We start from the raw sequence: 24,170 nt of genomic DNA, 5'->3' as shown, positions 1-24,170 counted from the left end.
AATCTATTCGTAAACCCAACGTCAAATTGATTATTGCCCCTTTTCCTGAACATGTACGAAGTGGCGACCAATTCTTCTTTAAGCCATCTTCTCAAACCCGCTTGACAACTGCGATCACTTCTTAACTTGTCACGAATGGATGCCGCCTTCTTTTCATGCCGAGCAAATTACCCAGATGAATTATGCTATTCACCAGCATCAGGTAGCTTTTCGTTGGTAGAGCCTCCCCCCTGAAGAATCGAGTCTTTCCGTTGCGAAAAACCCCAAGCAAATATAATCCCGATCGTAGCAACTACGAATACTTCAGGAATCTCCAGCTCGGGATATATTGCTCTAACTAACAGCTTGAGTCCGACTAATCCCACAGTAACATAACCAGCATCTTCAAGATGAGTATACTCATCCAACCAGCGAATAAATAACCCTGCCATAAACCGGAGGATAATAATCCCGATCGTGGCACCACTAATTACCAGCCAAGTATCAGTTGATACAGCAATTGCGGTCGCGACACTATCCAGCGAAAAAGCTAAATCGGTAATCGCGATCGTCGGAATGGCTTGCCAAACACTAGTGAATCTGGGGCCGTGATGTTCGCCATCTGCATCTGTCTTGGAACTGAAATATTGATATACCAACCATAGCAAATAAGCCGCACCCAGCACCTGAAATTGCCAGTACCGGGCTACCCAGGTAGCCGCCAGGATCAGTGTCATCCGCAGGATATAGGCAAGTATTAAGCCGATGTTCAATGCCTGACGGCGTAATTTATCATCGGCTAGCCCTTGGGAAATAGAGGCTAAAGCGACAGCATTATCAGCCGATAATACGGCTTCCAAGGCAACTAACACTAGTAGTAGCATTGGTGTTGAGCCACCAACTGCTAATGGAGCATCGAGCAATTTATCAATCATCAGATCGTCAAGAACTTAAATTGTACTATTGAGCTAACTATGTATTGATGATACCCACATTGATAGCAAAATTTAGGTTGTGCTAGCAATGTGGGTATGCAGGGGCAGCTCAATGTTAATTGTGTAGGGGTGCTTATGGGTCACCTCAGAGCTGTGCTGGAACGGAGTAAATCGATTTTCCCGCTCTTCAACTGACGCTAATTTTTCACGTCTGAAAAAAGATTCTCGCCGTCTCACAGTCAGCTTGAATTTGACTGGTAAGTGCATTCAAATCGGCGAATTTTTGTTCCGATCGCAAGAAATGATGCAGGTAAACTGTGAGTTGTTGTCCGTAAAGATCGCCGTCCCAATCGAGCAAATGAACTTCCACAGTGGTATTTATCCCATTAACCGTCGGACGTTTGCCGATATTCATTACGCCTGGTAATTGTTTGGCGGCGGTGGTATCTACCCGCACGCAGTAGACACCCTGACACGGGAGAAACTTTTCAGGTAGATATTGGAGATTAGCAGTCGGAAATCCGATCGATCGACCGATTTGTTGTCCGCTTACCACCGTACCGACGATCGAGTAATATCGTCCCAATAGCTCCCGAGTCGCAGCTAAATCCGCAGCCAGCAACGCCGCCCGAATTCGCGAACTGCTAATCCGCAGATCGCCAGCCGTTGCTAACGATGCAATCCGCGTCTGGATACCAGCATCAGCCGCCAAAGTTACCAAATCTGTCGCATTACCAGCGCGTTGATTGCCAAACCGAAAATCTTCACCGACGCTGATAAATTTGGCGTTTAATTGTTGGACTAGAATGCGATCGACAAACTCCTGCGGCGATAACTTTACCAACTCGCGATCGAATGGTAATAAAATAATTTGATGGATACCCAACTGCGATAAGATTGCAGCTCTTTCTGGATAGGTAGTGAGCAGTTGTCGTTGTTGTCCAGTAAAATACTGCTGTGGATGCGGATCGAAAGTGACGACGGTTTTCGAGATACCTGCATCTGCCAAATCTAAAACAGGCTTAATTACCTCTAAATGACCCCGATGAATGCCGTCAAAGTTCCCTAGCGCGATCGCTGTCGGAGTTAAGATATTATCGAGAGCTGAATTAATCTGCACTTTTATTGATTACTATGTGGCGATCTACGTGCGATCGGTTGCGGTTGCTGATGTTTTGCTCGATCGAACCAGAGGTGGTCTGCAACTGATTTCCCAACTATCGCTAATATCTAAGATCGCTGGAAGTAGGTAGATTAGATTCACGCACCTCTGTTTTCTATTTTCTCATTACTTCTAGCTAACTGGACAAATTCATCCGATCTCGATCCTAATGTCTCAACAGGGCATCTGCTACCCGACTGACATCGACCATTTCCGCGACATCGTGAACGCGCAAGATGTCTGCACCACCAGCAATTGCCGCACAGCAGGCGGCTGAGGTGCCCCACAAGCGACGTTCGGGGTCGGGTTGGTCTAAAATCTTGCCGATGAAGCTTTTGCGCGATACACCGACGAGTAGCGGCAGATCTAGTACCTGAAACCTGTCTAAATGACGAATGATTTCGATGCTCTGCTGATAGGTTTTGGCAAATCCAATTCCTGGATCGATAATCATCTGCGATCGATCGATCCCAGACTTGACAGCTCGATCGATCTGAGCCTCAAAGTAGCCTAAAATCTCACTGACGACATCATCATAATCAGTCATCTGGGTCATCGTTGCAGGCGTACCGCGCATGTGCATCATGATATAAGGTACATCCAGTTGCGCGACTGTCTCGAACATTTGCGCGTCAAATTGACCGCCCGAAACATCATTAACAATATCTGCACCTGCTGCGATTGCTGCTTTGGCTACACTGGCTTTGGTAGTATCGATCGAGATCGGGATCTGCTGAAGATCTGCATGTTGGCGGATACCCTCGATTACTGGAACTACCCGCGCTAATTCTGTGGCTGCATCTACAGGTATCGCTCCTGGCTTGGTAGACTCACCACCGATGTCGATGATATCTACACCTGAGTTGACCATTTGCACGGCTCGATCGATCGCCGCATTCACCGTCGCAAATCGTCCCCCGTCGCTAAAACTATCGGGAGTGACATTCAACACGCCCATAATATAAGTGCGACTCCCCCAGTCGAAACTTTTGTGCCGAATTTTTAAATTTTTAGTCACTATTCGATCGTCTCTACAAAATACTATCTAAGATAATCCTAATCCAGCCGATAGATTATCGATTGCGTCGATCGAAGATACTTGCGTCAGGCATCTGTTTGAGTTTTCTGATGACTCCGGCTTTGTTGCCATAGTTTCCTCGCTCGAATATCAGTAGTGTATGACTGGCAGACAATTTTACCGTGCTGTAAATATTTTGATACAGGATCGGCTGCACTGTCTCAGTATCAACAAATTTACACCAGGAATAATGGTAAATTATTATCAAAAAATAGTGAGGTTTGTGGTCAAAGTTTTTAACATCTTTACGGACGAGATAGGCATTTTTTATTTCTAGAAAGCCACCAAGGATAGCGCATAGCCGCTCTATCTCATCTGTTGATAAATTATGCGGTTCAAGTCGATCGTTTTTATCGATATTAATCCGCTCTTGTCTGGCTGCTAATAGGGATTCCATGTAGCGATCGATAATACTCTGACAGCGATCGGCAATTTTTCGATCTTTTGCTCGATAAGATAGGAGATATAGTCGTTCACAGATAGATGGAATGTAATCTGGTTCTAGTTGCATCGCTCGTTCCAAGTTGGTAATGGCTGATGCAATTTCCGAGGTTTCCAGCAACATTAGAGCTAAATTATAATTGAAATCTGCACGATCTGGATATTGTACTAACCCATGTTGGAGCATCCCAATTGCATCAGAAGTCTCCTCGAATTCTCCAGTCCAGCAAGCTAACTGCAAAAACTCATCCGCAGTAAGTCCATCATTTTGAGCTTTTTGCTGTAGTTGAAGCATTTCCGATTTGGAAGTTTGAATATATTGATAACGTTCTTGCCAAGTGGGTAAAACTGATTGATGCCAAACATCATTGAGTTGTTGGGTGACAGAATCTAGAGAATTACCTAAATATTTCTCAGCAGCCGTTAGATCTGTCAGTGGTGGTAAATTAATGTGATTTGCATAACCGATTGCCTTCAACCTGTCGAGTAAGCAGGGGTGAGTATCTGCATAATTAGTTGTCTCTAACAAACATCGCTCTAGTAGATCCTGAGCCTTGGCTATCTCTATATCTTCCTTGACAAAACTTCCCAACCTTGCAAAAACATCTTGAGGTGGTTCGGATTCTTGGTGAACGCTTTGATAAACTATCGACCAAAATTGCTCATTCAGATTAAGCGCGTACACATCAATCAAAATCAGTGCATCGGCGGTGCTGCTTATCCCTGCGATCTTGACGGCAAAATTATCCGCCACATATTCATTGCGGCGGCGCAGCACAAAAGAGTAGGCATTGAGGAAAGGGACATACCAATTTAAAAATACTTTAAATATCGCTCCGCTAGAGTCTTGGGAGTTGCTATTGTCTAAAAGTTTAGAGTAAGCAATCGACAGTCTATAGATCCAAGCCTCAAATTTTGAATGGTTTGATGATAGATGTCCGAATTCATGGGATAGGATCGCCATCAATTGTTTTGGGCTAGTACTCTGGAGTAAAGGTAGCCCGATTGTTAGATAGTTGTCAGCAAACCCAAAAGCTCCATATTTGGGAACCTGTACGACAGAAGCATTGAATTCAGGAACGAGTAAGATCCGTTTGAGATTCTTAACGCCGATTTCGTGGGCGAGTCTATCTACTAACTGAGCTAGTTCTGGAAATTCTTTGCGATTGAGCGGTAAACCCACAGGTAGGGGAACTTTAATCGTTAATGCTGTCCAAATCGCTTTAAGAACAAGAGCAATTGGCACTATCAAAATAGCAATGATGATAAAAAAGAATCCTAAAGTAATGCGATTGATGCTATTGGTGAATTGGATAATTGCCAAGAAGCCAGCAATGGTAACTATCAGTAGCGATATTGCCACTGCTACGACTCCTATCATGTAAGCATAACCCAGGATCGCGATCGCACCGACTAAAAATTGATAGCTCTTGGGATGTCTACGGGCGAATACTTCTAAGCGTTTGACTAGATCTTCAAATTTGGCATTGGTCATATTTATTTTCCCACTAGACTAAGACCCCTATAAACTAAGTTACCCAGTAAGTGAGAGCGATTTGCATACCCTGCCAAGTTATCGAGCGCAAACCATGCCAGAGGCGATCGATTATTCAAATCTAAACATGATGCAAGTCGATATCGATCGCATTACCCCAAGTTTTTAATGTTGTGTGCGTACTTTACGGACTCGATCGGAGTAACTAAAATAAGCACATAGCAAATCTGGAGGTCAGACATGCGGGCAATTGGTTTTGAGCAACCTGGGGACATAGATCGCGATCGATCTCTAGTCGATATCGAGTTACCGACACCTACGCCGACGGGACGTGATATTTTAGTCGCAGTCAAGGCTGTCTCGGTCAATCCGGTCGATGTCAAAGTCCGGCGCAGCGTCCAGCCTAAATCTAGCCAGTGGAAAGTCCTCGGCTGGGATGCTGCTGGTGTGGTGAGTGCCGTTGGCTCTGAGGTAACGTTATTTCAGCCTGGTGACGAGGTGTTTTATGCTGGGGCGATCGCCCGACCTGGTACCAATGCCGAATATCATTTAGTCGATGAGCGGATCGTGGGGATGAAGCCGAAGACCCTAGATTGGGCAGCAGCAGCCGCCTTACCCCTGACTTCACTGACGGCATGGGAAATGATGTTCGATCGATTGGACGTGCGGAAGGCGGTACCTGGAGCGGCTCCAGCAATTCTGATTATTGGTGGGGCTGGTGGTGTTGGTTCGATCGCGATCCAAATGGCGCGTCAACTGACAGATCTGACGGTGATTGCTACCGCCTCGCGCCCAGAGACAGTGGCTTGGGCCATGGAGATGGGGGCGCATCAGGCGATCGACCACAGTTTACCTCTTGCCGATGAAATTGTTAAGCTAGGGTTGGGTGCGCCAGCGTTTGTGTTTGCCACCACTCAAACCGATCGACATCTTGATGCGATCGCCGCATTAATAGCCCCTCAAGGTCGCTGGGGACTCATCGACGATCCAGCAACTCTCGATATTACCAAGTTTAAACGTAAGTCAGTATCAGTCCACTGGGAACTGATGTTCACGCGATCGATCTTCAACACCTCCGACATCGACGAACAGGGGAAAATTCTCAATGAAGTTTCCCGCCTCGTCGATGCAGGCGTACTGAAAACGACCATGACAGAGAGATATACAAAGGTAAACGCTGCCAATCTCAAGCAGGTTCACACCCTGATTGAGAGCGGTAAGGCGCGAGGTAAAATCGTCCTCGAAGGCTTCGAGTAACGTGAGTTCACGTTAAGGCTCTTTGCTTCCTTCTACACTGCACTGGATTTCAATTGCTGTGCTCTTTAACCCCTTCCAGTTATCTAAACCCACCCACATAAATCTATGAAAACTCTTGCTTACGCCGCCCAAAGTCCGACAACGCCACTCGCACCCTTCGACTTTCAACGTCGCGAAGTTGGCAACCACGATGTCCAGATCGAAATTTTATATTGTGGTGTCTGTCACTCAGATTTGCATACCGTCCGTGGCGAATGGGCAGGTACCGCCTACCCCTGTGTACCTGGGCATGAAATCGTCGGGCGAGTAGTCAAAGTTGGCACCCACGTCACCAAATTCAAAGCAGGTGACAAAGCTGGAGTCGGTTGTATGGTCGATTCCTGTCGCACTTGTGCCAACTGTGAGGAAGACTTAGAACAATTCTGCCCAAACACAACATTTACCTACAACTCTGCTGACAAACACCTTGGTGGCATCACTTTCGGCGGATATTCTAACGGTATCGTCGTGGATGAAGCGTTTGTGCTGCATATTCCCGATAATTTAGATCTCGCCGCCACCGCACCGCTGTTGTGCGCTGGTATCACCACTTATTCGCCCTTGCATCATCATAATGTGAGCGCAGGTCAAAAAGTCGGCATCGTCGGACTCGGCGGATTGGGGCACATGGGCGTGAAATTGGCGAAAGCTATGGGCGCACATGTGGTCGTCTTCACCACTTCAGCGAATAAAGTTGATGACGCCCTGCGGTTGGGTGCAGATGAAGTCGTCAATTCCAAAAATGCGGATGAGATGAACAAACACATCAATAGTTTTCATTTCATTCTCGATACTGTGTCCGCGCAGCATGATATCAATGCCTACTTCTTACTACTAAAACGCGATGGTAATCTCACCCAAGTTGGCGTACCATCTGACCCGCTGTCCGTCAGTGTTGGTACTCTAATTTTTGGGCGACGCAGTTTCAGCGGATCCCTGATTGGCGGCATCAAAGAAACTCAAGAAATGCTAGATTTTTGTGGCAAGCATAATATTACCTCAGACATCGAACTAATCCCGATCGCTAATATTAATGAAGCTTACGATCGCTTGGTCAAGAGTGATGTCAAATATCGCTTTGTCATCGATATGGCAACATTAAAATAATTGGGTCATCGACCATCAAAAATATGAGCGATCCTTTTCTGCACTGACTGAAGCAACACGAGAGTTTTCTTGAGAGGATGTCTGAAAAGTCAATTCTTTTAAGCATAAACTCTAGAAATCCCCCCTGAAAAGGGGGATTTTGATCTGCGATCGATATCAAACACCCCTTTTCAGACATCCTCTGATGGAGAAAGTACCATAATTTAGATTTTCACTCGATCGATATTGCCTACTATCTACAAGTTAAATAATATTAACCGATTACATCGGTACTTATCAAAGCAACAAACATGACTCGGATTAGATAATATGTACTAAACTAGAGATCGATCGACACAGTTGCACGTATGACAACTCAACTCAAGATTAACCGACGGCAGCCATTGGAAATCAAGTGGGAACCCCTGCCTGCCGGATTTCAACTAGCAGACGAACCTGTGGAAAATACCGGACAACCCTTACTCGCAGGCGCGTTGAGAGAAAGCCTAGAAATAGCTCAAAGCATTCAACCACAGATGCTGATTGCTTCCAATTTCGCACTGTGTGCGACTGTGAATGGAGAATTAATCATCAAGGCACCCGATTGGTTGTACGTTCCTAGTGTCAGAGCACAGTTGCCCGATCGCAACAGCTACACGCCCAACCTAGAGGGAGACGTACCCCTCATCGTCATGGAATTTCTCTCAGCAACCGAAGGCGGAGAATATTCAGTCAAGCCCACTTATCCCCCTGGGAAATGGTTTTTTTACGAGCAAATATTGCAGGTGCCGATTTATGCCATCTTCGAGCCGCATGATGGACTGTTAGAATTGTACCGACTCCAAAACGGCAAGTACGAACTAGAACAACCGGATGAAAATGGTCGCCATTGGCTCCCAGAACTCGACCTCTACTTGGGTACTTGGACGGGAACTAAAGAAGGACGAAACGGCTATTGGCTGCGCTGGTGGAACCAGTCATCAAGTATCTTGCCCTGGGCAGTAGAACAGATTGAAGCCGAACGCCAACGAGCCGAGCAGGAAGCTCAGCGAGCCGAGCAGGAAGCTCAGCGAGCCGAGCAAGAAGCTCAACGAGCCGAGCAGGAAGCTCAACGAGCCGATCGAGAATGTGAGGAGAAGGACAAATTAATCGCCTACCTCCGCGCCCAAGGTATCGATCCGGAGGATATCCCTTACCCAGCAAACTAGTCGATATTATTGCCACACTATCGATCGATTCGAGATGACCCCAATCCCATCTGAGCACCGTCAAGAAGATTGTCAAACGTCAGCTAATTCATCGGACGTGCTAAGTTCTTGAACTTAGTTAAAGCTGGATCGAATACCAGTTTAACTATACCTGTTGGGCCATTGCGATGTTTGGTAATAATCAGCTCGGTAATATCTCGATCGGGTGTATCAGGATTATAATAAGCATCGCGATAGAGCATAATAATGAGATCCGCGTCTTGCTCGATACTACCTGATTCTCTCAAATCTGACATCATTGGACGTTTATTATTTCTAGCTTCCACACCGCGACTTAGTTGCGACAAAGCAATTAATGGCACTTGCAATTCCCGCGCCAATCCTTTTAAGCCACGGGTAATTTTGGAGATTTCCTGAACCCGATTATCACTACTACCTTCCATCAGTTGCAGATAGTCGATCATGATCAATCCCAACGTTCCGCCATGCTCGGCTTGCAATTTTCGGGCTTGGCTTCGCATCTCCATCAGCATCATACTAGCATTGTCATCGATATAAATTGGCAGCTCAGAAATCCTGTCTACTGCTTTATATACTGAATCCCATTCGTTGGGCGCAATTCGCCCCGCACGGAGGCGATTGCTATCGACACCAGCTTCGCTAGCGATCAATCTTTGTACCAATTGATCCTTGGACATTTCCAAGCTAAATACCAATACTGGCAACTTATGTAGCCTTGCCATATTGTAAGCAATATTCAAACTGATGGCTGTTTTCCCCATTGACGGACGACCCGCGATAATAATCAAATCCGATCGCTGAAAGCCGCCTGTCATTCCATCTAAATCGCTGAAGTCACTAGTCAATCCAGGCGGAATTAATTTGTCATGACGGTCTTGAATATCTTGATAGGTAGTCGCGACAATTTCTTTGATCGGTGTTAGCCCTTGCTTGGGTCTAGCTTGCGTCAAATTGAGGATTTGTTGCTCGGATTCATCGAGGACGATTTCTAGCGGTCGATCGGCAGCGTAGCCCAATTGAGTGACTTCTGTCCCCGCTTTAATCAACTCTCGCCGGATATATTTATCCATCACCAGCACGGCTAGTGAATCGATATTCACAGCACTAACTGTTCGCTCCAAGAGTTGAATTAATTTATTCTGACCGCCAATTTTTTCGAGCTGTTTTTGGTCTGTCAACCAGTCGGTAACTGTCAACAAATCGGTAGGTTTACCTTGGCTATTGAGAGCTAATGCTGCTTTGTAAATATCAGTATGTGTCGGTGTATAAAAGGCTTCTGGTACCAGCTTTTCGGCAACTCGTCCGATCGCTTCTGGATCGAGTAAAATCCCGCCCAAAATCGCTTCCTCTACCTCAATATTCTGCGGTGGAATCAGACTTGTCGATCGAAAGTTGGGTGTGTCTGACATGGAAGGGGGTAGAGGGTAGAGGGTAGGGGGTAGGTTTTAGGCTTTAGGATTGGGTTTTAGGGTGAGTATTGCTCAATATTTAGGTTCCAAGTTGATTACTTGATGTAGGGTGTGTTAGCGTTGGCGGAGCCTACCGGAGGTATAGCAGTCGCCACATCGGTTAAGACACTCTAGATCTCAGTCCGCGTAGGCGGACTTTGCAGCACTAGCGGCGATTTTAATCGCTGTGCTGTCCTAACCGCCTTGGCGGTTGCTATAATAGCGTAACGCACCAGATCCCAGGGATCTGATTTAGGATAGTTTTAGTATTATTATACTAAAAAGTCAGCTATTCTAGATATAAAAATAGGCTGCGGGTGCAGCCTGATTCGAGCGGTGGAAGCTAAGATTATTTAGAGACGACTTCGATCTCGATCGTGACGACGACTTCAGGATGAAGCTTGAGTTCAGCTCTATAGGTACCGAGCTTGGCAACATCTGGCATCGTGATATCGCGTTTGTCTACATCTTGTCCCGCGATTTCTTTGATGACTTCAGCGACTTCGGCGGTGGTTACCGTACCAAAAATTGCTTCATTTTCGCCCACTTGCTTGGCAATGGAGAACTTACCAGCTTTTTCGATCGCGATTTTTTGAGTTTGAGCAACTTCTTTGAGTGCCAATAACCGCAACCGCTCTACTTCACGCCGCTTTTCGGCTTGCTTGAGGATGCCAGGAGTGACATTGGTAGCAATTTTTTGGGGGAGGAGATAGTTACGAGCATATCCAGGTGCTACTTCAACTAAATCGCCATTTTTGCCCAGTTTACGGACATCTTGGGTGAGAACTAACTGTACGCGCTTTGCCATATTGATTTCTTATTCAAGCTTTCTGAGCTATATTTGAGACAGTGCCACAAACCTTTGATTTTATCACACAATCTAGGGTTTAGGCTTTAGGTTTTAGGTTTTAGGAGTGGATGGTGGATGGTGAATAGTGAACGATTCCCCAGTCCCCCCGTCCCTCGTCCCCTCGTCCCTTCGTCCCCAGTCCCTCCATCCCCACGCGATGTCTCGTTTCCAAAAACTGCTCAACTATCTCAATCCGTACAAGTGGCAAACAGGGCAAGGTATCTTTGCGCTGTTTATTGTCAATGCTTTGAGTGTTTATATCCCGCTGTCGATCAGAGAAGGGATCGATCGACTCAGGACTTCATTTACGAGTGATTATCTCACCAAACTGGCGATCGCGATCGTGGCATTGACGACGGTGATGTGGGTGGTGCGGATGATCTCGCGGATTACCATCTTTAGAGTGGGGCGACAGGTACAAGCGACACTCAAGCAGAATATCTTCGAGCATCTTCTGACGTTGGAGCCAGGTTATTTTGCGACGACGACGGTGGGAGATCTCGTCAATCGGTTTACGAGTGATGTGGAGAATATCACGCGGTTGGTCGGGTTTGCGGTATTGAGTACGGCGAATATTGTGTTTGCGTACGCGCTGACATTACCAGCGATGTTATTTATCGATGTCAAGCTGACACTGATGGCATTGGCAGTATATCCGCTGATGTTGGTGGCGGTGCAGTTATTTAGCGGACAACTGCGAGATCAGCAGGTAGTCGTGCAAGAATCGATCTCCGATCTGAGCGAGTTGATTCAGGAGGATTTGAGTGGGATTGCGTCGATCAAAATCTACGCTCAAGAAGAAACCGAACGCCGTGCCTTTCGGAAGCAGAATCAGGAATTATTTACCGCCAATCTCAAACTTGCCGAATCACGAAATACAATTTTCCCGATTATTCAAGGACTGGCATCGATTAGTTTATTGGTCTTACTATGGCAGGGTGGACTAGCGATCGCCAACCAAGAAATTAGTATCGGCGGCTTTTTATCACTGGTTATATACGCCCAAAATCTCATCTTCCCGACGGCATTATTAGGATTTACGATCACCGCCTATCAGCGTGGTGAAGTCAGTATCGATCGCGTCGAAGCGATCCTATTCAACCAGCCCAAAATCGCCGATACACCGAGTGTACTGCACCTAGATACACCCCTCCAGGGTCAAATTACCGCCCGAGACTTTAGCTACACTCATCCTGGCGCAGAGACACCCGCACTCAAGCATCTCAATTTTACCATTGCCGCAGGTGAGACGATCGCGATCGTCGGGCCGATCGGTTCGGGCAAATCCACCCTCGCCAATGCCATCCCCCGACTGCTAGAAGTGCCCGAGCAGAGCTTATTTATCGATGGCTATGACATCACCAATCTGAGTCTAGACGACTTGCGTGAGGCGATCGCTTATGTCCCCCAAGACAGCTTCTTATTTAGTACCTCGATCGAGAATAACATCCGCTATGGTGAGCCTTTAGCCAACCGCAATAGCGTCGAATCAGCCGCCAAACTCGGGCAAATCCATTGGGAAGTTCTCAACTTTCCCGAACAATACGATACCATCGTCGGCGAACGCGGGATCACCCTCTCGGGCGGACAACGCCAGCGCACCGCCCTAGCCCGCGCCTTACTGTTAAATTCACCAATATTGATCCTCGACGACGCTCTCTCCAGCGTAGACAATCAAACCGCTACCGCCATCCTCCAGAACCTCTCCAAAACCGGACAAAAACGCACGACAATATTCATCACCCATCAATTATCCGCTGCCGCCACCGCCGATCGCATCCTCGTCATGGATAAAGGCGAAATCGTCCAAACAGGCACTCACCAAGATCTCATCGCTCAGAAAGGCTTGTACCAATGGTTGTGCAGTCAAAATCAGTTGGAAGAGCTATTACATTAGGCTTTAGGCTTTAGGTGTTAGGCTTTAGGACTGGAAAATCCATATTTTCCGATGTTTACCGATACCTAATCCCTAGCACCTCATACCTAATCTCTACAGCCTAAAAATGGAGGGTGTGTTAGGCGCAAGCCGTAACGCACCAAGATGTCTCAAGAATCTGGTTGAGGATTGCGACAATCCCTAATCCCTAATCCCTAAATCCTAAAGCCTAGTTCCTGGTAAAAGATCGCAATCTTGGAGTATTATCTATAGACACCTGCGGTTTGAATTATTTTGGTTACAACTGCTGATGTCAAGAACTGAACTTACAATAGCTTTATCATTTGGTAGATAGTAGCAGATTTACAGACAATAAATACCTGATGGATCGATCGATTAGGATCTAAAATCTAGTAAATCCGTGCCCAACAGTGCCAGTGCTTATCGACAAAGTAACAATGATATCTTTCTCCCGAAGGCTATTTTGTGTAAATTAAGTTGAATACTCGCTGAATATCTCACCCATTGGGTGGTTAAAGCCACATTATCGATCGTTACAATCCGGTTAACTCTAGTCAGAAGATTATGAAAGCAGTTGGTGGAAAAGACCGCAAGCGACTACTATTAATCGATGATGACCCCAATCTCATCTTATTAGTTAGGGATTATTTAGAGTTTCGAGGCTATGAGGTACTGACCGCCGACAATGGGAAAGAAGCTCTACACCTGCTTTCCCAAGATCTCCCTGATATGATCGTCTGTGACATTATGATGCCAGAGATGGATGGCTATGCACTGATCGAAAATGTCCGCCAAGATCCGCGCACGAGCTGGATTCCAGTGTTGTTTCTCTCCGCTCGGGGTCAAAGTCAAGATCGGATCAAGGGTCTCAACTTGGGTGCTGATGTCTATATGGTCAAACCATTCGAGCCAGAAGAACTCGTCGCCCAAGTCGAATCATCGCTCAAACAAACACATCGATTGTTGCTACATACCGATGCAATGGGTGACGATAGTTCGCCGATTCAAGTTCCGGCTACTGTCGAACTCACTCCCACCGAAGTCAAGGTCGTCCAACTAGTAGCTAGAGGACTCGCAAATCGGGAAATAGCCATCCAGATGAATGTCAGTCAACGCACGATCGAAAGTCACGTCTCCAATATGCTCGGTAAAACTGGACTCAGCAATCGGACGGAGTTGGCACGCTGGGCGATCGAAACGAGAATGGCGTAGGGTAGAGGGTAGAGAGTAGGGAGCAAATTGTAGGTTGGGTTGAAGCCCGCGAAACCCAACGACCTCAACAGAATGACAGAATCGTTACCATCATTATCAAATTTTCAGGTGGCGGTGGTGGTGAGATTTTGGTCGAATTCGGCGTTGTCGTCGGGGGTGATATCGATGAACCAGCCGAGTCCGTTGCCGTCGGTGTCGTTGGCGAAGCCTGCACCTGAGCGCACGGGTGAGGGTGCCTCCGTTGGGGCAACCGTTGGTATCGTATCCGGTGATGGTGCCTTCGGCTAGTTGTCAGGTGGGGAGATCGGTTATCTCGATTTTGAGGTTAAATGGTGTTGGAGATTGAAGGAATTCTATCCATGTGGGTACTGTTGTATTTTGGAAGTTAGGATTATAGCTGTCACTAGAGCCGATAGAAACGTAGGGTGGGCAATGCCCACGGACCATTCAGAGCCGAAGCAATAAGAGTTTAGACTGCTTGATTCGCTCGCAATCTCTTCACTAATCGATCGATATTCAACACCTCAATATGTATATTACTAAATCGATAATGGTGCTGTGGGCAGTGCCCACCCCGCGAAATTAAACTTCTATCGATACCAGTATTGCCAGCCTACAGGACATTCAACGTAACTGGAATTAATCATGAATACCCAATTTAGAATTCCCGATCCTGAAACAAGAGCTAAATCCATCGCTAATTTAAGAGAGGCTTGTCGTCAGTTAGATTTAGCTAATCTAATGTTAGATGAAGCGATCGCATTAGCAGACGCAGATTTACTCAAACAACGCCGCGCGAGATTATTATACAAATCTAATTATCTACCAACAGAACAGATCGAAAGCTAATTGTAGATTTGTAGGTTGGGTTGAAGCCCGCGAAACCCAACAACCCCAGCGTTAACGACACGATCGATTGAGACTTTCGATCGCACAGCATACCGGAGGTAATCGATATTGGTGCTGTTGGGTTTCGCTTCACTCTGCTTGGTGCGCTGTCTTGACCCAAACGCACGCTGAGGGAACCGTCTAGCGACACGTCTCGCTCCGCTCGCCTACAGCGCGATTTGGGTCGCTGCTTGGTGCGCTAAGCCTGGAGGAAACCTCCAGAGCGCGCATCCGCAAACCGTCGGGAAACAAAGGCGTGCGCGCATCCGCTACCCAACATACAAATCTATCCACTGCTATCTACTTCCCCCGATAAACTTCCGTAACCACTGCCGCTAATCGCTCCATCGCGGTATCGATTTCCGCGTCGCTTGCAGTTAGACTGATCCGAATACATTGTTGCTTGTGCGCCCAGTCTGAGCGCAAGCCAGGGAAGAATGAATTACCTGGGACGACGATAATCCCGACTTGTTTGAGAGCTTCATATAGCTCCCAATCAGTAATCGGGAGATCTTGGAACCACATCCATGCAAAAATTGCGCCTTCGCCCCGATGGAGATACCAGGGTAGATCTTGGGGCATAAACTTGCTGATGCCTGCTTCTAGGACAGCAAACTTTTGCTGATAATAGGGGCGAATCACCGTAGTTGCTAAATCTGCCAATCGACCGCTAGCAATCGCTTTCGCCGCGATCGCTTGACCGTAGCGCGAGGAGTGGATGCACATATTGGTCTGAAATGACTCCAAAATTCCGATGAATTTTTCACCACCCAAGGCGATACCGATGCGTTCCCCTGGTAGTCCGGCTTTGGACAGGCTCATGCAGTGCAAGATATTGTCACCAAAGATCGGCGTCATCTCCGTGAAATTTAGACTGGGAAACGGTGGTGCATAAGCAGAATCGATCAATACAGGTGCGTCATAAGTAGCCGCAAGTGCCACGATCTTTTGGACTTCTTCATCTGTCAAGACATTTCCCGTCGGATTGCAGGGGCGTGAAAACAAGACACAGCCAGTATCTTCACCGATTTGTAACTGACTAAAATCCGGTCGGTATTTGAAACTATGATTGGCAGCATCGATATCCAAAGTTGGCTGATAAGCTAGCACCGAATCTGGCACGATCGCCATCCCCCCATAGCCCGTATAATCGGGACTCAGCGGCAACACTACTTGCTTGAGCTGTCCCCCTGCTGTCTGCCCCCCAAAGGCATTCATCGCATAAAAATACAAACTTTGACTGCCAGGGGTGATGAGGACGTTTCTAGCGGTCAAATTGAGGCTGTAGCGATGATTGAAATCAGTGACGATCGCGTCGATCAAGGGTTGATAGCCCTGACTGGAGCCATACCGACAGACTACCTCGCCATAATCCTTGCTCTCCAATAACTCGATCGTATAATCCCGCCACATCTGCTCGATCTCCGGCAAGATGACCGGATTACCCGCACTGAGATTGATAAACTCCTGCCCTTTGCTAGCGGTGAGAGTTGCTTGGATATCTTTCATGATGGCGCGCACACCAGTCAAGTTAGACATTTGGGTACCGATTTGAGAGAGTGCGAGGTTCATAGTTATCAGTTGGTGATGTGGCTGAGGCGCAGCCTCTGTAGAGGGGCAGCAGATGTTAAGGCTATTATAAACAACCAGCCGATTAAGTTGTCTATAATCATTGAGCGGTGTCAGTCTGGTTGATGCGATCGATCTGCGGAGGCGATCGCCTCCGGCGGTGTCTGGGCGTACATTAGCAGCATCTTGTCTAGTTTGCTACAGATTTGAAATATACTGCTGAGTGTCAATGACTCAGCTATGAGTACAGCAATCCGACGGGCAATAACTAAATCAATTAGGAGTAAAATTTCAGTGAGTAGAGTGGGGATTGGGATTCGGACGGCAACCAAACGCCAAGAACGTGCAACGGGTCAAATTCACGTTTATGATGGGGCGGGCAAAGGCAAATCCCAAGCAGCATTAGGGGTAGTATTGCGATCGATCGGATTGGGGATTGAAGCAGGTGCGGATACTCGGATTTTGTTGCTTCAGTTCTTGAAGGGGTCGGAACGGGATTATGATGAGGATGCCGCGATCGCTGCACTGCAAAAGAGTTTCCCACATTTGATCGATCGCGTCCGCACGGGACGTTCCGAATATTTTGGCAAGGATGAAATTATCGATTTCGATCGCGCTGAAGCCAGTCGAGCGTGGGCGGTAGCCAAAGGTGCAATTTATTCGGACTTATACTCAGTAATCGTCCTCGACGAACTCAATCCCACTCTCGATCTGGGCTTACTCCCCATTGCCGAAGTCGTCGAGCTGCTCCAATCCAAACCCACCCATCTCGAAGTCATCGTCACCGGACGTGATGCACCCCCAGCTCTAATCGAGATCGCCGATCTCCATTCCGAAATGAGAGCGCACCATCATCCCGAAGCAGCAGCGCAAGGGATTGAAGGGATCGAAATCTATACAGGTGCAGGGAAAGGTAAGTCTACAAGTGCCCTGGGCAAAGCACTCCAAGCGATCGGCAAAGGCATCAGTCAAGATCGATCCCACCGCGTCCTGATCGTCCAATGGCTCAAAGGTGGGACTGGGTATACTGAAGATGCCGCGATCGATGCCTTGAAAAAAAGTTATCCCCAACTAGTAGATCACCATCGCTGTGGCGGTGATGCGATCGTCTGGCGCGGGAAGCAACAAGATATCGACTTTGTAGAGGCACAAAGGGGCTGGGAAATCGCCAGTAGTGCTATCGCATCGGGACTCTATAAGACGGTCATTCTCGACGAATTAAACCCCACTGTAGACCTCGATCTCCTCCCCCAAGAACCGATCGTCCGCACCCTCACCAACAAACCCCCAGATACGCAGGTAATTATCACCGGACGCTGTTTCAATACGCCAGCTTATTTTAATATTGCCAGCGTCCACTCGGAAATGATCTGTCACAAACATTATGCCGATCGCGGTGTCGATCTCAGAAGAGGGGTAGATTTTTAGATAGTTGACAGTTGCGAGCCACTATTCAATATCCACCATCCACTATCCACCATCCACCATCCACCATCCACCATCCACTAACTGCCATTGAATCAACTAACCATGCAATTTATCTTAGGAATTATCTCGATCCTGTACGCGGAAGTAATCAGGGACATCTATCATATCGCCGGACACTATTGGCAACCGATTAAACAGTTTCACCTGCTGCATCACAAAGCCTATCGGCGGGATTTCTCGATCGCCAATATGGAGACTTATCAAAAGTCCCAACTGTATAATGATGTGCCAGAAGCCCTGTGCATGGTGGGGTTGACGGCTGCGATCGCGATTTTGACTCACAATCCAGGGCTGTGGATGGGGTGTATTTATTCAGTGGTGTTCTTGATTCCCGCAGTATTGCGATCGCAAGGGATGTTACTCGCCACAGATCTCAGTCACAAACCTGGCGATTTAGACGGGATTCCCGCACTATGGCGGGTAAATCGTACCTATCATTGGCGACATCATTTTGATGAAACTAATGCTTATTTTGCCGGACATTTTACGTCAGTCGATCGGATTATTGGTACGAGTTTGTCAATCAAAGGTAAGGTAGTGGCGGTCACTGGTGCTAGTGGTGCGCTCGGGCAAGGATTGGTGGCCGAATTATCTCGCCAAGGTGCAAAAGTTATCGCAATTACTACCAATTCCGCCGCAGTATTTAGGGCGGGGACGACGATCTTGAACTGGGAGCTAGGAGCGGAATCAGAATTGCTAGCTCACCTCCAAGGAGTAGATATTCTGATCGTCAATCATGGCGTGAATGTGTACGGCGATCGCTCTCCCACAGCAGTTTATCAGTCTTATGAAACTAATACTTTTTCCACGCTCAGACTGACCGAATTATTTCTAAGTACAGTAACGCGATCGCACGAACGCGCGACCAAAGAACTCTGGATCAATACCTCTGAAGCCGAAGTAAATCCAGCTTTTAGTCCCTTATATGAATTGTCCAAACGTACCCTCGGTGACTTAGTGACCCTGCGCCGATTGGACGCTCCCTGTATTATTCGCAAACTAGTATTAGGTCCCTTCAAGAGTCAGCTCAACCCCTATGGTGTGATGTCAGCAAGTTGGGTCGCTCGGGCAATTATCTGGTTAGCCAAACGTGATTTTCGAGATATCATCGTGACGATTAATCCGCTGACTTATCTATTGTTCCCGCTCAAGGAGTTATGTCAATCTCTCTATTTTCGAGCATTTACTAAAAGTCCCAAAGTGGCGATCGAGCTACCTCAGCATAGCGATCGAGCTGAACGAGTTGCCCCAAAATAATCATACTCTGCAAAAGTGGGGTATGAGGTCGCACCAAAGGAGCGATCTCATAGAAAGAGTAGGGGCAATTTATGAATTGCCCCTTGTATCCTAGAAGAGTAGATCGTTGAATAAGCGATCGATCGCCAGCACACATGGAAGCGGGAAATTCGGATTGCCCCTACTCTTTCTATAGTTAACAAATTTGGAGGAAACCTCTATGACGCGTAATTCGCTGTCAACTATCAACTGTCTGCTTGTCTTGTCTCGCTGCTTGGTGCAACACATGCACCAGGGTTCCTCCGCCTGAACAGCATCCGCAAACCCTCGGCAGAGCCTACGTATCGCGAGCCGCTGGTGTAACACATGCGCCAGGTATCCTCCGCCTGAACAGCATCCGCAACTGTCAACTATTTAACTACCGATATTGCTAAAGTAACTATTATCCAAGATCAGATGGCGGTGACGATCGAGTGTCAGATAGCCTTTAGTTTGAAACTGAGCCATCATTCGACTGACGGTGACGCGGGTAGTGCCGATCGCACTAGCTAACTGTTGATGGGTAAACTTATAATTAATCCGCGTCTGACACTCGGGCAAAATCTCACCCAACTCCGCACGCAACAAAGACAACAAACCTCTGAGCCTTTCGACGGTATGTCTGCGCCCATTGATAATCAGCAACAGCTCCGCTTGACGCATCCGCTTTGCCAATTGCGGGAGCAACAACTGCGACAATCGCATCGAACTCTCAATCTCATCCAGACGCAGCCACCTGAGGTAGACAGGCGATAACGCGATCGCTTGATAATCTAAAGTATCCGATCCTTGAGTCCCAAACCACGCTCCAGTAGCCGCCCATCCAAATAATACCTGCTCTCCATCTTCATAATTAGCACTCAGTTGCACCAGTCCCTGGGTAACTTGCCACACACCCTCTGGAAACAATGGAATTTCATCGCCTTTGGCATGAAAATACAGTCGCTTATTGAGGACGGAAGGTTGATGCTGTTGGTGTGAGTAGTCTAGTTCTGTACTTTGAACGATTGACAGCATAATTTTCGCTCCAAAATCTGAACTTAGATTACTCGGTCAAGGTAAAGTTCAGGTAATGGAGAGATTAAGGCTAGTTGATAGTTGACAGTTGACAGTTGATAGCTAGCCCACCAGCTTGTAATGAGACTACTAGGGGAAAGAGTGTAAGATATAGGTAAATGGTGGATGGTCAACTCGTTTGCAGCAAAACGGTACACCTAAATACTTTTTATCGATCGATCCAGTCGCAAACGTTATCCCAGCACTATCCCCCTTATTGCAGATGCTATTGACAGACAGACCTACACAACGTAACTGGAAACCGATTATTGCACAACTCACAGCAGTCGTCGGTATCAAAGGCATCATTCAGCGGCGAGAGGAATTGATGACTTATGAGTGCGATGGGTTGACTAGCTATCGCGAACGTCCAGCTCTAGTAATTTTGCCCAAAACGACTGCCCAAGTAGCCGCCGCTGTGAAAATTTGTGATGAAAATAATATTGCTTGGATCGCGCGGGGTTCGGGTACGGGGTTGTCTGGGGGCGCATTACCTGTCGAAAATTGCGTATTGATTGTCACATCATTGATGAATCAAATCGTCAAAGTAGATCTGGACAATCAGCGCGTCGTAGTCCAACCTGGCGTTATCAACAACTGGGTGACTCAGGCTGTCAGTGGCGGCGGCTTTTATTATGCCCCAGATCCTTCGAGTCAGGTCATTTGTTCGATCGGTGGTAATATTGCTGAAAACTCTGGGGGCGTACACTGTCTCAAGTATGGGGTGACAACCAACCACGTCCTCGGTTTGAAATTGGTAATTCCCAGTGGCGAAATTATCGAAGTCGGTGGCGAGATCGGCGAAATGCCTGGATACGATCTGACGGGCTTATTTGTCGGCTCTGAAGGTACTCTCGGTATCGCTACCGAAATCACCCTCAAAATCCTCAAAACGCCCGCATCCATCTGCGTCCTCCTCGCCGATTTTGCCAGCGTTGAAGCCGCAGGGAGCGCAGTCTCCGGCATCATCAGTGCAGGAATTATCCCCGCCGGAATTGAGATGATGGACAATTTCAGCATCAACGCTGTTGAAGATGTTGTCGCTACTCAATGTTATCCCCGCGATGCTGCTGCCATTCTGCTGGTCGAAATCGACGGCTCGGCGATCGAAGTTGCGACCAATCAAGTCAGTATTGCTGAAATTTGCCGCGAGAACGGAGCCAGATCGATCGAAGTCGCCACGGAGCTAGCACAACGACTGCGGCTGTGGAAGGGGCGCAAAGCCGCCTTTGCGGCGATGGGCAAAATCAGTCCCGATTATTATGTCCAAGATGGGGTCATTCCCCGCACGCAGCTATCCTACGTGCTTCAAGAAATAGCAATCCTGGGCGAAAAGTATGGCTATTTTGTCGCCAATGTATTCCATGCTGGCGATGGCAATCTGCACCCGTTGATTTTGTACGATAACTCCGTGGCTGGCGCACTAGAGCAAGTAGAAGCCTTGGGCGGGGAAATCCTCAAGCTCTGTGTCAAAGTTGGCGGGAGTATTTCGGGCGAACATGGCATCGGTGCTGACAAACGCTGCTACATGTCGGAGATGTTTACCGAGACAGATCTAGAGACGATGCAATGGGTACGTCAAGTATTCAATCCCAAGGAACTCGCCAATCCAGGCAAAATTATCCCCACGCCGCGCACCTGTGGCGAGTCAGCCAAGTCCGGTCATAAGTTTACCGCGATCGAGCAGTATTAGAGAGGCTTTAGGTTGTAGGCTTTAGGGGGAAATTTGTCAGCAGCTAGAATTTATCGTGAGTAATATCCAACCGACGCTAGCGCAGATCGCGATCTATCCAGTCAAATCGCTGGATGGAATGGTAGTGGAGCGCACCCAAATTTCCGCAGGTGGTGCGTTAGAATACGACAGACGGTGGGCGATTGTCGATGAGCGGGGCAAAGTTGTCAATGCTAAACGCACGGTCAAAATTCAGCAACTCCGCAGTCAATTTAACCTAGTCGATCGAGATCGACCGATGATTAGTCTCGCCACTGCCGCAGATCCGACGATTTATACATTTTGCCTGACTACCGAACCAATTGCCTTAGCCCGATGGTTGAGTCAGTTCTTTGGCTTTGCCGTGAGCCTCATCGAAAATGCCACTCACGGGTTCCCAGATGACCCAGATGCTTACGGACCGACAATTATTAGTACCGCGACCTTGAAGATGGTTTGTGGTTGGTTTCCAGGTTTAGATTTGGACGAAGCCCGCCGGAGATTTAGAACCAATTTAGAAGTAAGTGGCGTTCCAGCTTTTTGGGAAGATCGGTTATTTGGCGCACCTGGAGCTGTCGTCAAGTTCCGAGTGGGGGAGGTGGAATTTGAGGGTATCAATCCATGTCAACGCTGTATAGTGCCCACGCGTGATTCGCTCAGTGGTGCTGTGAGTGCGAAGTTTCAACAGATATTTAGCCAGCAGCGTCAACAGACACTTCCGGCTGAAATACATGCAGCCAGATTCAATCATTTTTATCGATTGGCTCTCAATACTCGGATTCCCCGCTCTGAGGCAGGTAAGTTGTTGATGATTGGCGATGTGGCGATCGTTTACTGAGTGCTCTACATTCATTGGTGCTGATGCGGCTATTACCTCTCGGCGCGGCTCCGCCAACGCTAACACACCCTACATCTATTCACCATTCACCATCCACTTACTACCGCATCAACAACGCCACCAAAATCGGCTACTCCAAGTGAGTCAGTACCGATCCTGATGGCGATGGGGTTGAAATAAGACTCGATCGATTCTATTCGAGAATCGATCCTAGCGATGACTAAGGCTTTTTAGTTTCGGTAGTCTTGGTAGTGTTAGTCTTGCTTGCATCAGGAGCAGTCATCGCACCATCAGCAGGCTTGGTTTCAGTAGTCTTAGTTTCAGTAGTTTTGGTTTCGCTTTTAGTAGTGTCAGCGGGCTTCGTTTCGGTGACAGCAGGCGAAGTTGTTGTTGTAGTCTCAGTCTTGGTAGCGTCAGGAGCAGCAGCTTCTTTGTTGCAAGCAGTCAGACCGACCGACAAAGATAGACCAGCAGCGATCGCTAAAATTTTCCAGTTCATTAAAATTTCCTCACACTTAATTTTTGAACCGACTAGCGGTTTCGTTTAACACTATAGCACCGTGACTGCAAAAAGCTAGCGTCAGCCAGACACAGGAAACCGTATTTTTTGAGGACTTGGATATGGTGGAAACCGCACGATCGTGGTGGTAACGCCTGTAATGGTGATGTTGACGGTGGCGAGATTGGAGATCTGTCCGTCAGAACCGAAACCAAGGTAGGTGAAGCTGTCATTCCCAATGTAGTTGGGATTTGGGGTCTACTTGTAGGTGAAGAGTTTTACGTCGTCGATGGTGACGGTGCTGGTTTTGGCTCCGAATCCTAAGAGGTTGAAGTAGAGGGTGGCTTGAGTGGTGGTGGTGACTTGGGTGAGATCGATGGTGACGATGCTGCTGTTGTTACCTAGAGCGGTGATGGTGACTTTATCGCTATGAAAGATGGTGCCGTTGGCTTGGATGTTGAGGAGGGAGTCGGTGTGGTTTAAGCCGATGGATGTTCCTGCTAGGGGGTTGAAGGTGTTGGTGTCGAGCAATGCGACTTCAAAGGCATCGTTGGCGGTTTTGGTGGTGTCTCCGGTAACGAGGTGGTTGTCTTTAGATAGGGCTTGCTGAAGAAGACTAGAACCCGCGAAGGGAGACGAATTCAATCGATAACGGGAAGAGCGAAGTCCCAGAAAATTAGCTAAGATCGGTCTAAAGCCTAGTCCAAGGTGTTAATACTCATGTACCGACAAGTTGAC

20 protein-coding genes are annotated in these 24,170 nt (G+C 47.6%); 10 read left to right on the top strand and 10 right to left on the bottom strand.

All coding sequences use genetic code 11. The features are described 5' to 3' along the window. Positions 1 to 185: 185 nt before the first annotated feature. The 4 genes from ACEW9I_RS18340 to ACEW9I_RS18325 all read right to left on the bottom strand — a co-directional run bounded on the left by ACEW9I_RS18340 (position 186) and on the right by ACEW9I_RS18325 (position 5,090). Entirely contained in the window at positions 186 to 914 is a 729-nt protein-coding gene (locus ACEW9I_RS18340) for a TerC family protein (protein WP_373541772.1), read from the bottom strand. 205 nt (positions 915 to 1,119) lie between these two features. Then, on the bottom strand, positions 1,120 to 2,034 hold the full coding sequence (locus ACEW9I_RS18335; RefSeq protein ID WP_373541771.1) for a bifunctional riboflavin kinase/FAD synthetase: 915 nt from the start codon (positions 2,032 to 2,034) through the stop codon (positions 1,120 to 1,122). 208 nt (positions 2,035 to 2,242) lie between these two features. Then, positions 2,243 to 3,094: a dihydropteroate synthase gene (folP, locus tag ACEW9I_RS18330; RefSeq protein WP_373541770.1), complete on the bottom strand. Its 852-nt coding sequence runs from the start codon at positions 3,092 to 3,094 to the stop codon at positions 2,243 to 2,245. Between the two features lie 55 nt (positions 3,095 to 3,149). Then, positions 3,150 to 5,090, bottom strand: coding sequence for a M48 family metalloprotease (locus ACEW9I_RS18325; protein WP_373541769.1), 1,941 nt, complete (start codon positions 5,088 to 5,090; stop codon positions 3,150 to 3,152). 240 nt (positions 5,091 to 5,330) lie between these two features. On the opposite strand from ACEW9I_RS18325, the gene ACEW9I_RS18320 reads away from it, so the two are divergent. The 3 genes from ACEW9I_RS18320 (at position 5,331) to ACEW9I_RS18310 (ending at position 8,680) form a co-directional block, all read left to right on the top strand. Beyond that, the gene (locus tag ACEW9I_RS18320; RefSeq protein WP_373541768.1) at positions 5,331 to 6,347 is read left to right on the top strand and encodes a zinc-binding alcohol dehydrogenase family protein; all 1,017 of its coding nucleotides are present in this window, start codon (positions 5,331 to 5,333) and stop codon (positions 6,345 to 6,347) included. Positions 6,348 to 6,452: 105 nt separating this feature from the next. Next, positions 6,453 to 7,493: an NAD(P)-dependent alcohol dehydrogenase gene (locus tag ACEW9I_RS18315; RefSeq protein WP_373541767.1), complete on the top strand. Its 1,041-nt coding sequence runs from the start codon at positions 6,453 to 6,455 to the stop codon at positions 7,491 to 7,493. 347 nt (positions 7,494 to 7,840) lie between these two features. Beyond that, a complete protein-coding gene (locus ACEW9I_RS18310; RefSeq protein WP_373541766.1) occupies positions 7,841 to 8,680 on the top strand; it encodes a Uma2 family endonuclease in 840 nt (279 codons plus the stop codon). 83 nt (positions 8,681 to 8,763) lie between these two features. Here the strand turns inward: ACEW9I_RS18310 and dnaB are convergent, their stop codons facing one another. Both dnaB and rplI read right to left on the bottom strand, forming a co-directional pair. Next, entirely contained in the window at positions 8,764 to 10,110 is a 1,347-nt protein-coding gene (gene dnaB, locus ACEW9I_RS18305) for a replicative DNA helicase (RefSeq protein WP_373541765.1), read from the bottom strand. A gap of 388 nt (positions 10,111 to 10,498) precedes the next feature. Next, positions 10,499 to 10,957, bottom strand: coding sequence for a 50S ribosomal protein L9 (gene rplI / locus ACEW9I_RS18300; protein WP_373541764.1), 459 nt, complete (start codon positions 10,955 to 10,957; stop codon positions 10,499 to 10,501). Between the two features lie 199 nt (positions 10,958 to 11,156). Between rplI and ACEW9I_RS18295 the strand changes: the two genes are divergently transcribed. From ACEW9I_RS18295 to ACEW9I_RS18285, 3 genes are all read left to right on the top strand, one after another. Next, positions 11,157 to 12,896, top strand: coding sequence for an ABC transporter ATP-binding protein (locus ACEW9I_RS18295; protein WP_373541775.1), 1,740 nt, complete (start codon positions 11,157 to 11,159; stop codon positions 12,894 to 12,896). A gap of 564 nt (positions 12,897 to 13,460) precedes the next feature. Continuing rightward, positions 13,461 to 14,108 (top strand): response regulator transcription factor, encoded by a 648-nt coding sequence (locus ACEW9I_RS18290; RefSeq protein ID WP_373541763.1) that lies wholly within the window; start codon positions 13,461 to 13,463, stop codon positions 14,106 to 14,108. 645 nt (positions 14,109 to 14,753) lie between these two features. Beyond that, positions 14,754 to 14,957 carry a hypothetical protein gene (locus ACEW9I_RS18285; RefSeq protein ID WP_373541762.1) on the top strand — a complete coding sequence of 68 codons (204 nt, stop codon included), beginning with the start codon at positions 14,754 to 14,756 and terminating at the stop codon, positions 14,955 to 14,957. Between the two features lie 339 nt (positions 14,958 to 15,296). On the opposite strand, the gene ACEW9I_RS18280 is transcribed toward ACEW9I_RS18285, so the two are convergent. After that, complete coding sequence (locus ACEW9I_RS18280; RefSeq protein WP_373541761.1) at positions 15,297 to 16,568, bottom strand: valine--pyruvate transaminase; 1,272 nt, start codon at positions 16,566 to 16,568, stop codon at positions 15,297 to 15,299. A 291-nt stretch (positions 16,569 to 16,859) separates the two neighbouring features. Here ACEW9I_RS18280 and ACEW9I_RS18275 point away from each other — a divergent pair, with 291 nt between their 5' ends. Both ACEW9I_RS18275 and ACEW9I_RS18270 read left to right on the top strand, forming a co-directional pair. Then, the gene (locus ACEW9I_RS18275) at positions 16,860 to 17,993 is read left to right on the top strand and encodes a cob(I)yrinic acid a,c-diamide adenosyltransferase (RefSeq protein ID WP_373541774.1); all 1,134 of its coding nucleotides are present in this window, start codon (positions 16,860 to 16,862) and stop codon (positions 17,991 to 17,993) included. Between the two features lie 102 nt (positions 17,994 to 18,095). Next, positions 18,096 to 19,310 carry a bifunctional sterol desaturase/short chain dehydrogenase gene (locus ACEW9I_RS18270; protein ID WP_373541760.1) on the top strand — a complete coding sequence of 405 codons (1,215 nt, stop codon included), beginning with the start codon at positions 18,096 to 18,098 and terminating at the stop codon, positions 19,308 to 19,310. 393 nt (positions 19,311 to 19,703) lie between these two features. On the opposite strand, the gene ACEW9I_RS18265 is transcribed toward ACEW9I_RS18270, so the two are convergent. Next, entirely contained in the window at positions 19,704 to 20,345 is a 642-nt protein-coding gene (locus ACEW9I_RS18265; protein WP_373541759.1) for a Crp/Fnr family transcriptional regulator, read from the bottom strand. A 262-nt stretch (positions 20,346 to 20,607) separates the two neighbouring features. On the opposite strand from ACEW9I_RS18265, the gene glcD reads away from it, so the two are divergent. Next, positions 20,608 to 22,077 (top strand): glycolate oxidase subunit GlcD, encoded by a 1,470-nt coding sequence (glcD, locus tag ACEW9I_RS18260; protein WP_373541773.1) that lies wholly within the window; start codon positions 20,608 to 20,610, stop codon positions 22,075 to 22,077. Positions 22,078 to 22,132: 55 nt separating this feature from the next. Then, positions 22,133 to 22,933: an MOSC domain-containing protein gene (locus ACEW9I_RS18255; protein WP_373541758.1), complete on the top strand. Its 801-nt coding sequence runs from the start codon at positions 22,133 to 22,135 to the stop codon at positions 22,931 to 22,933. 220 nt (positions 22,934 to 23,153) lie between these two features. Here the strand turns inward: ACEW9I_RS18255 and ACEW9I_RS18250 are convergent, their stop codons facing one another. Both ACEW9I_RS18250 and ACEW9I_RS18245 read right to left on the bottom strand, forming a co-directional pair. Continuing rightward, positions 23,154 to 23,432: a hypothetical protein gene (locus ACEW9I_RS18250; protein ID WP_373541757.1), complete on the bottom strand. Its 279-nt coding sequence runs from the start codon at positions 23,430 to 23,432 to the stop codon at positions 23,154 to 23,156. A gap of 258 nt (positions 23,433 to 23,690) precedes the next feature. Then, positions 23,691 to 24,077, bottom strand: coding sequence for a hypothetical protein (locus tag ACEW9I_RS18245; RefSeq protein ID WP_373541756.1), 387 nt, complete (start codon positions 24,075 to 24,077; stop codon positions 23,691 to 23,693). Between the last annotated feature and the right edge of the window lie 93 nt (positions 24,078 to 24,170).

It is taken from the genome of Chamaesiphon sp. (assembly GCF_041738855.1).
Classification (GTDB): domain Bacteria; phylum Cyanobacteriota; class Cyanobacteriia; order Cyanobacteriales; family Chamaesiphonaceae; genus Chamaesiphon.
This window is presented reverse-complemented; position numbering and strand designations above follow the sequence as displayed.

Coding starts and splice junctions, on each gene's coding strand:
- ACEW9I_RS18280 (WP_373541761.1), bottom strand. CDS start 16,568: ATGAACCTCGCACTCTCTCAAATCGGTACCCAAATGTCTAACTTGACT.
- ACEW9I_RS18295 (WP_373541775.1), top strand. CDS start 11,157: ATGTCTCGTTTCCAAAAACTGCTCAACTATCTCAATCCGTACAAGTGG.
- ACEW9I_RS18315 (WP_373541767.1), top strand. CDS start 6,453: ATGAAAACTCTTGCTTACGCCGCCCAAAGTCCGACAACGCCACTCGCA.
- ACEW9I_RS18325 (WP_373541769.1), bottom strand. CDS start 5,090: ATGACCAATGCCAAATTTGAAGATCTAGTCAAACGCTTAGAAGTATTC.
- ACEW9I_RS18250 (WP_373541757.1), bottom strand. CDS start 23,432: ATGAACTGGAAAATTTTAGCGATCGCTGCTGGTCTATCTTTGTCGGTC.
- ACEW9I_RS18290 (WP_373541763.1), top strand. CDS start 13,461: ATGAAAGCAGTTGGTGGAAAAGACCGCAAGCGACTACTATTAATCGAT.
- rplI (WP_373541764.1), bottom strand. CDS start 10,957: ATGGCAAAGCGCGTACAGTTAGTTCTCACCCAAGATGTCCGTAAACTG.
- glcD (WP_373541773.1), top strand. CDS start 20,608: ATGCTATTGACAGACAGACCTACACAACGTAACTGGAAACCGATTATT.
- ACEW9I_RS18320 (WP_373541768.1), top strand. CDS start 5,331: ATGCGGGCAATTGGTTTTGAGCAACCTGGGGACATAGATCGCGATCGA.
- ACEW9I_RS18270 (WP_373541760.1), top strand. CDS start 18,096: ATGCAATTTATCTTAGGAATTATCTCGATCCTGTACGCGGAAGTAATC.
- ACEW9I_RS18285 (WP_373541762.1), top strand. CDS start 14,754: ATGAATACCCAATTTAGAATTCCCGATCCTGAAACAAGAGCTAAATCC.
- dnaB (WP_373541765.1), bottom strand. CDS start 10,110: ATGTCAGACACACCCAACTTTCGATCGACAAGTCTGATTCCACCGCAG.
- ACEW9I_RS18265 (WP_373541759.1), bottom strand. CDS start 20,345: ATGCTGTCAATCGTTCAAAGTACAGAACTAGACTACTCACACCAACAG.
- ACEW9I_RS18340 (WP_373541772.1), bottom strand. CDS start 914: ATGATTGATAAATTGCTCGATGCTCCATTAGCAGTTGGTGGCTCAACA.
- ACEW9I_RS18310 (WP_373541766.1), top strand. CDS start 7,841: ATGACAACTCAACTCAAGATTAACCGACGGCAGCCATTGGAAATCAAG.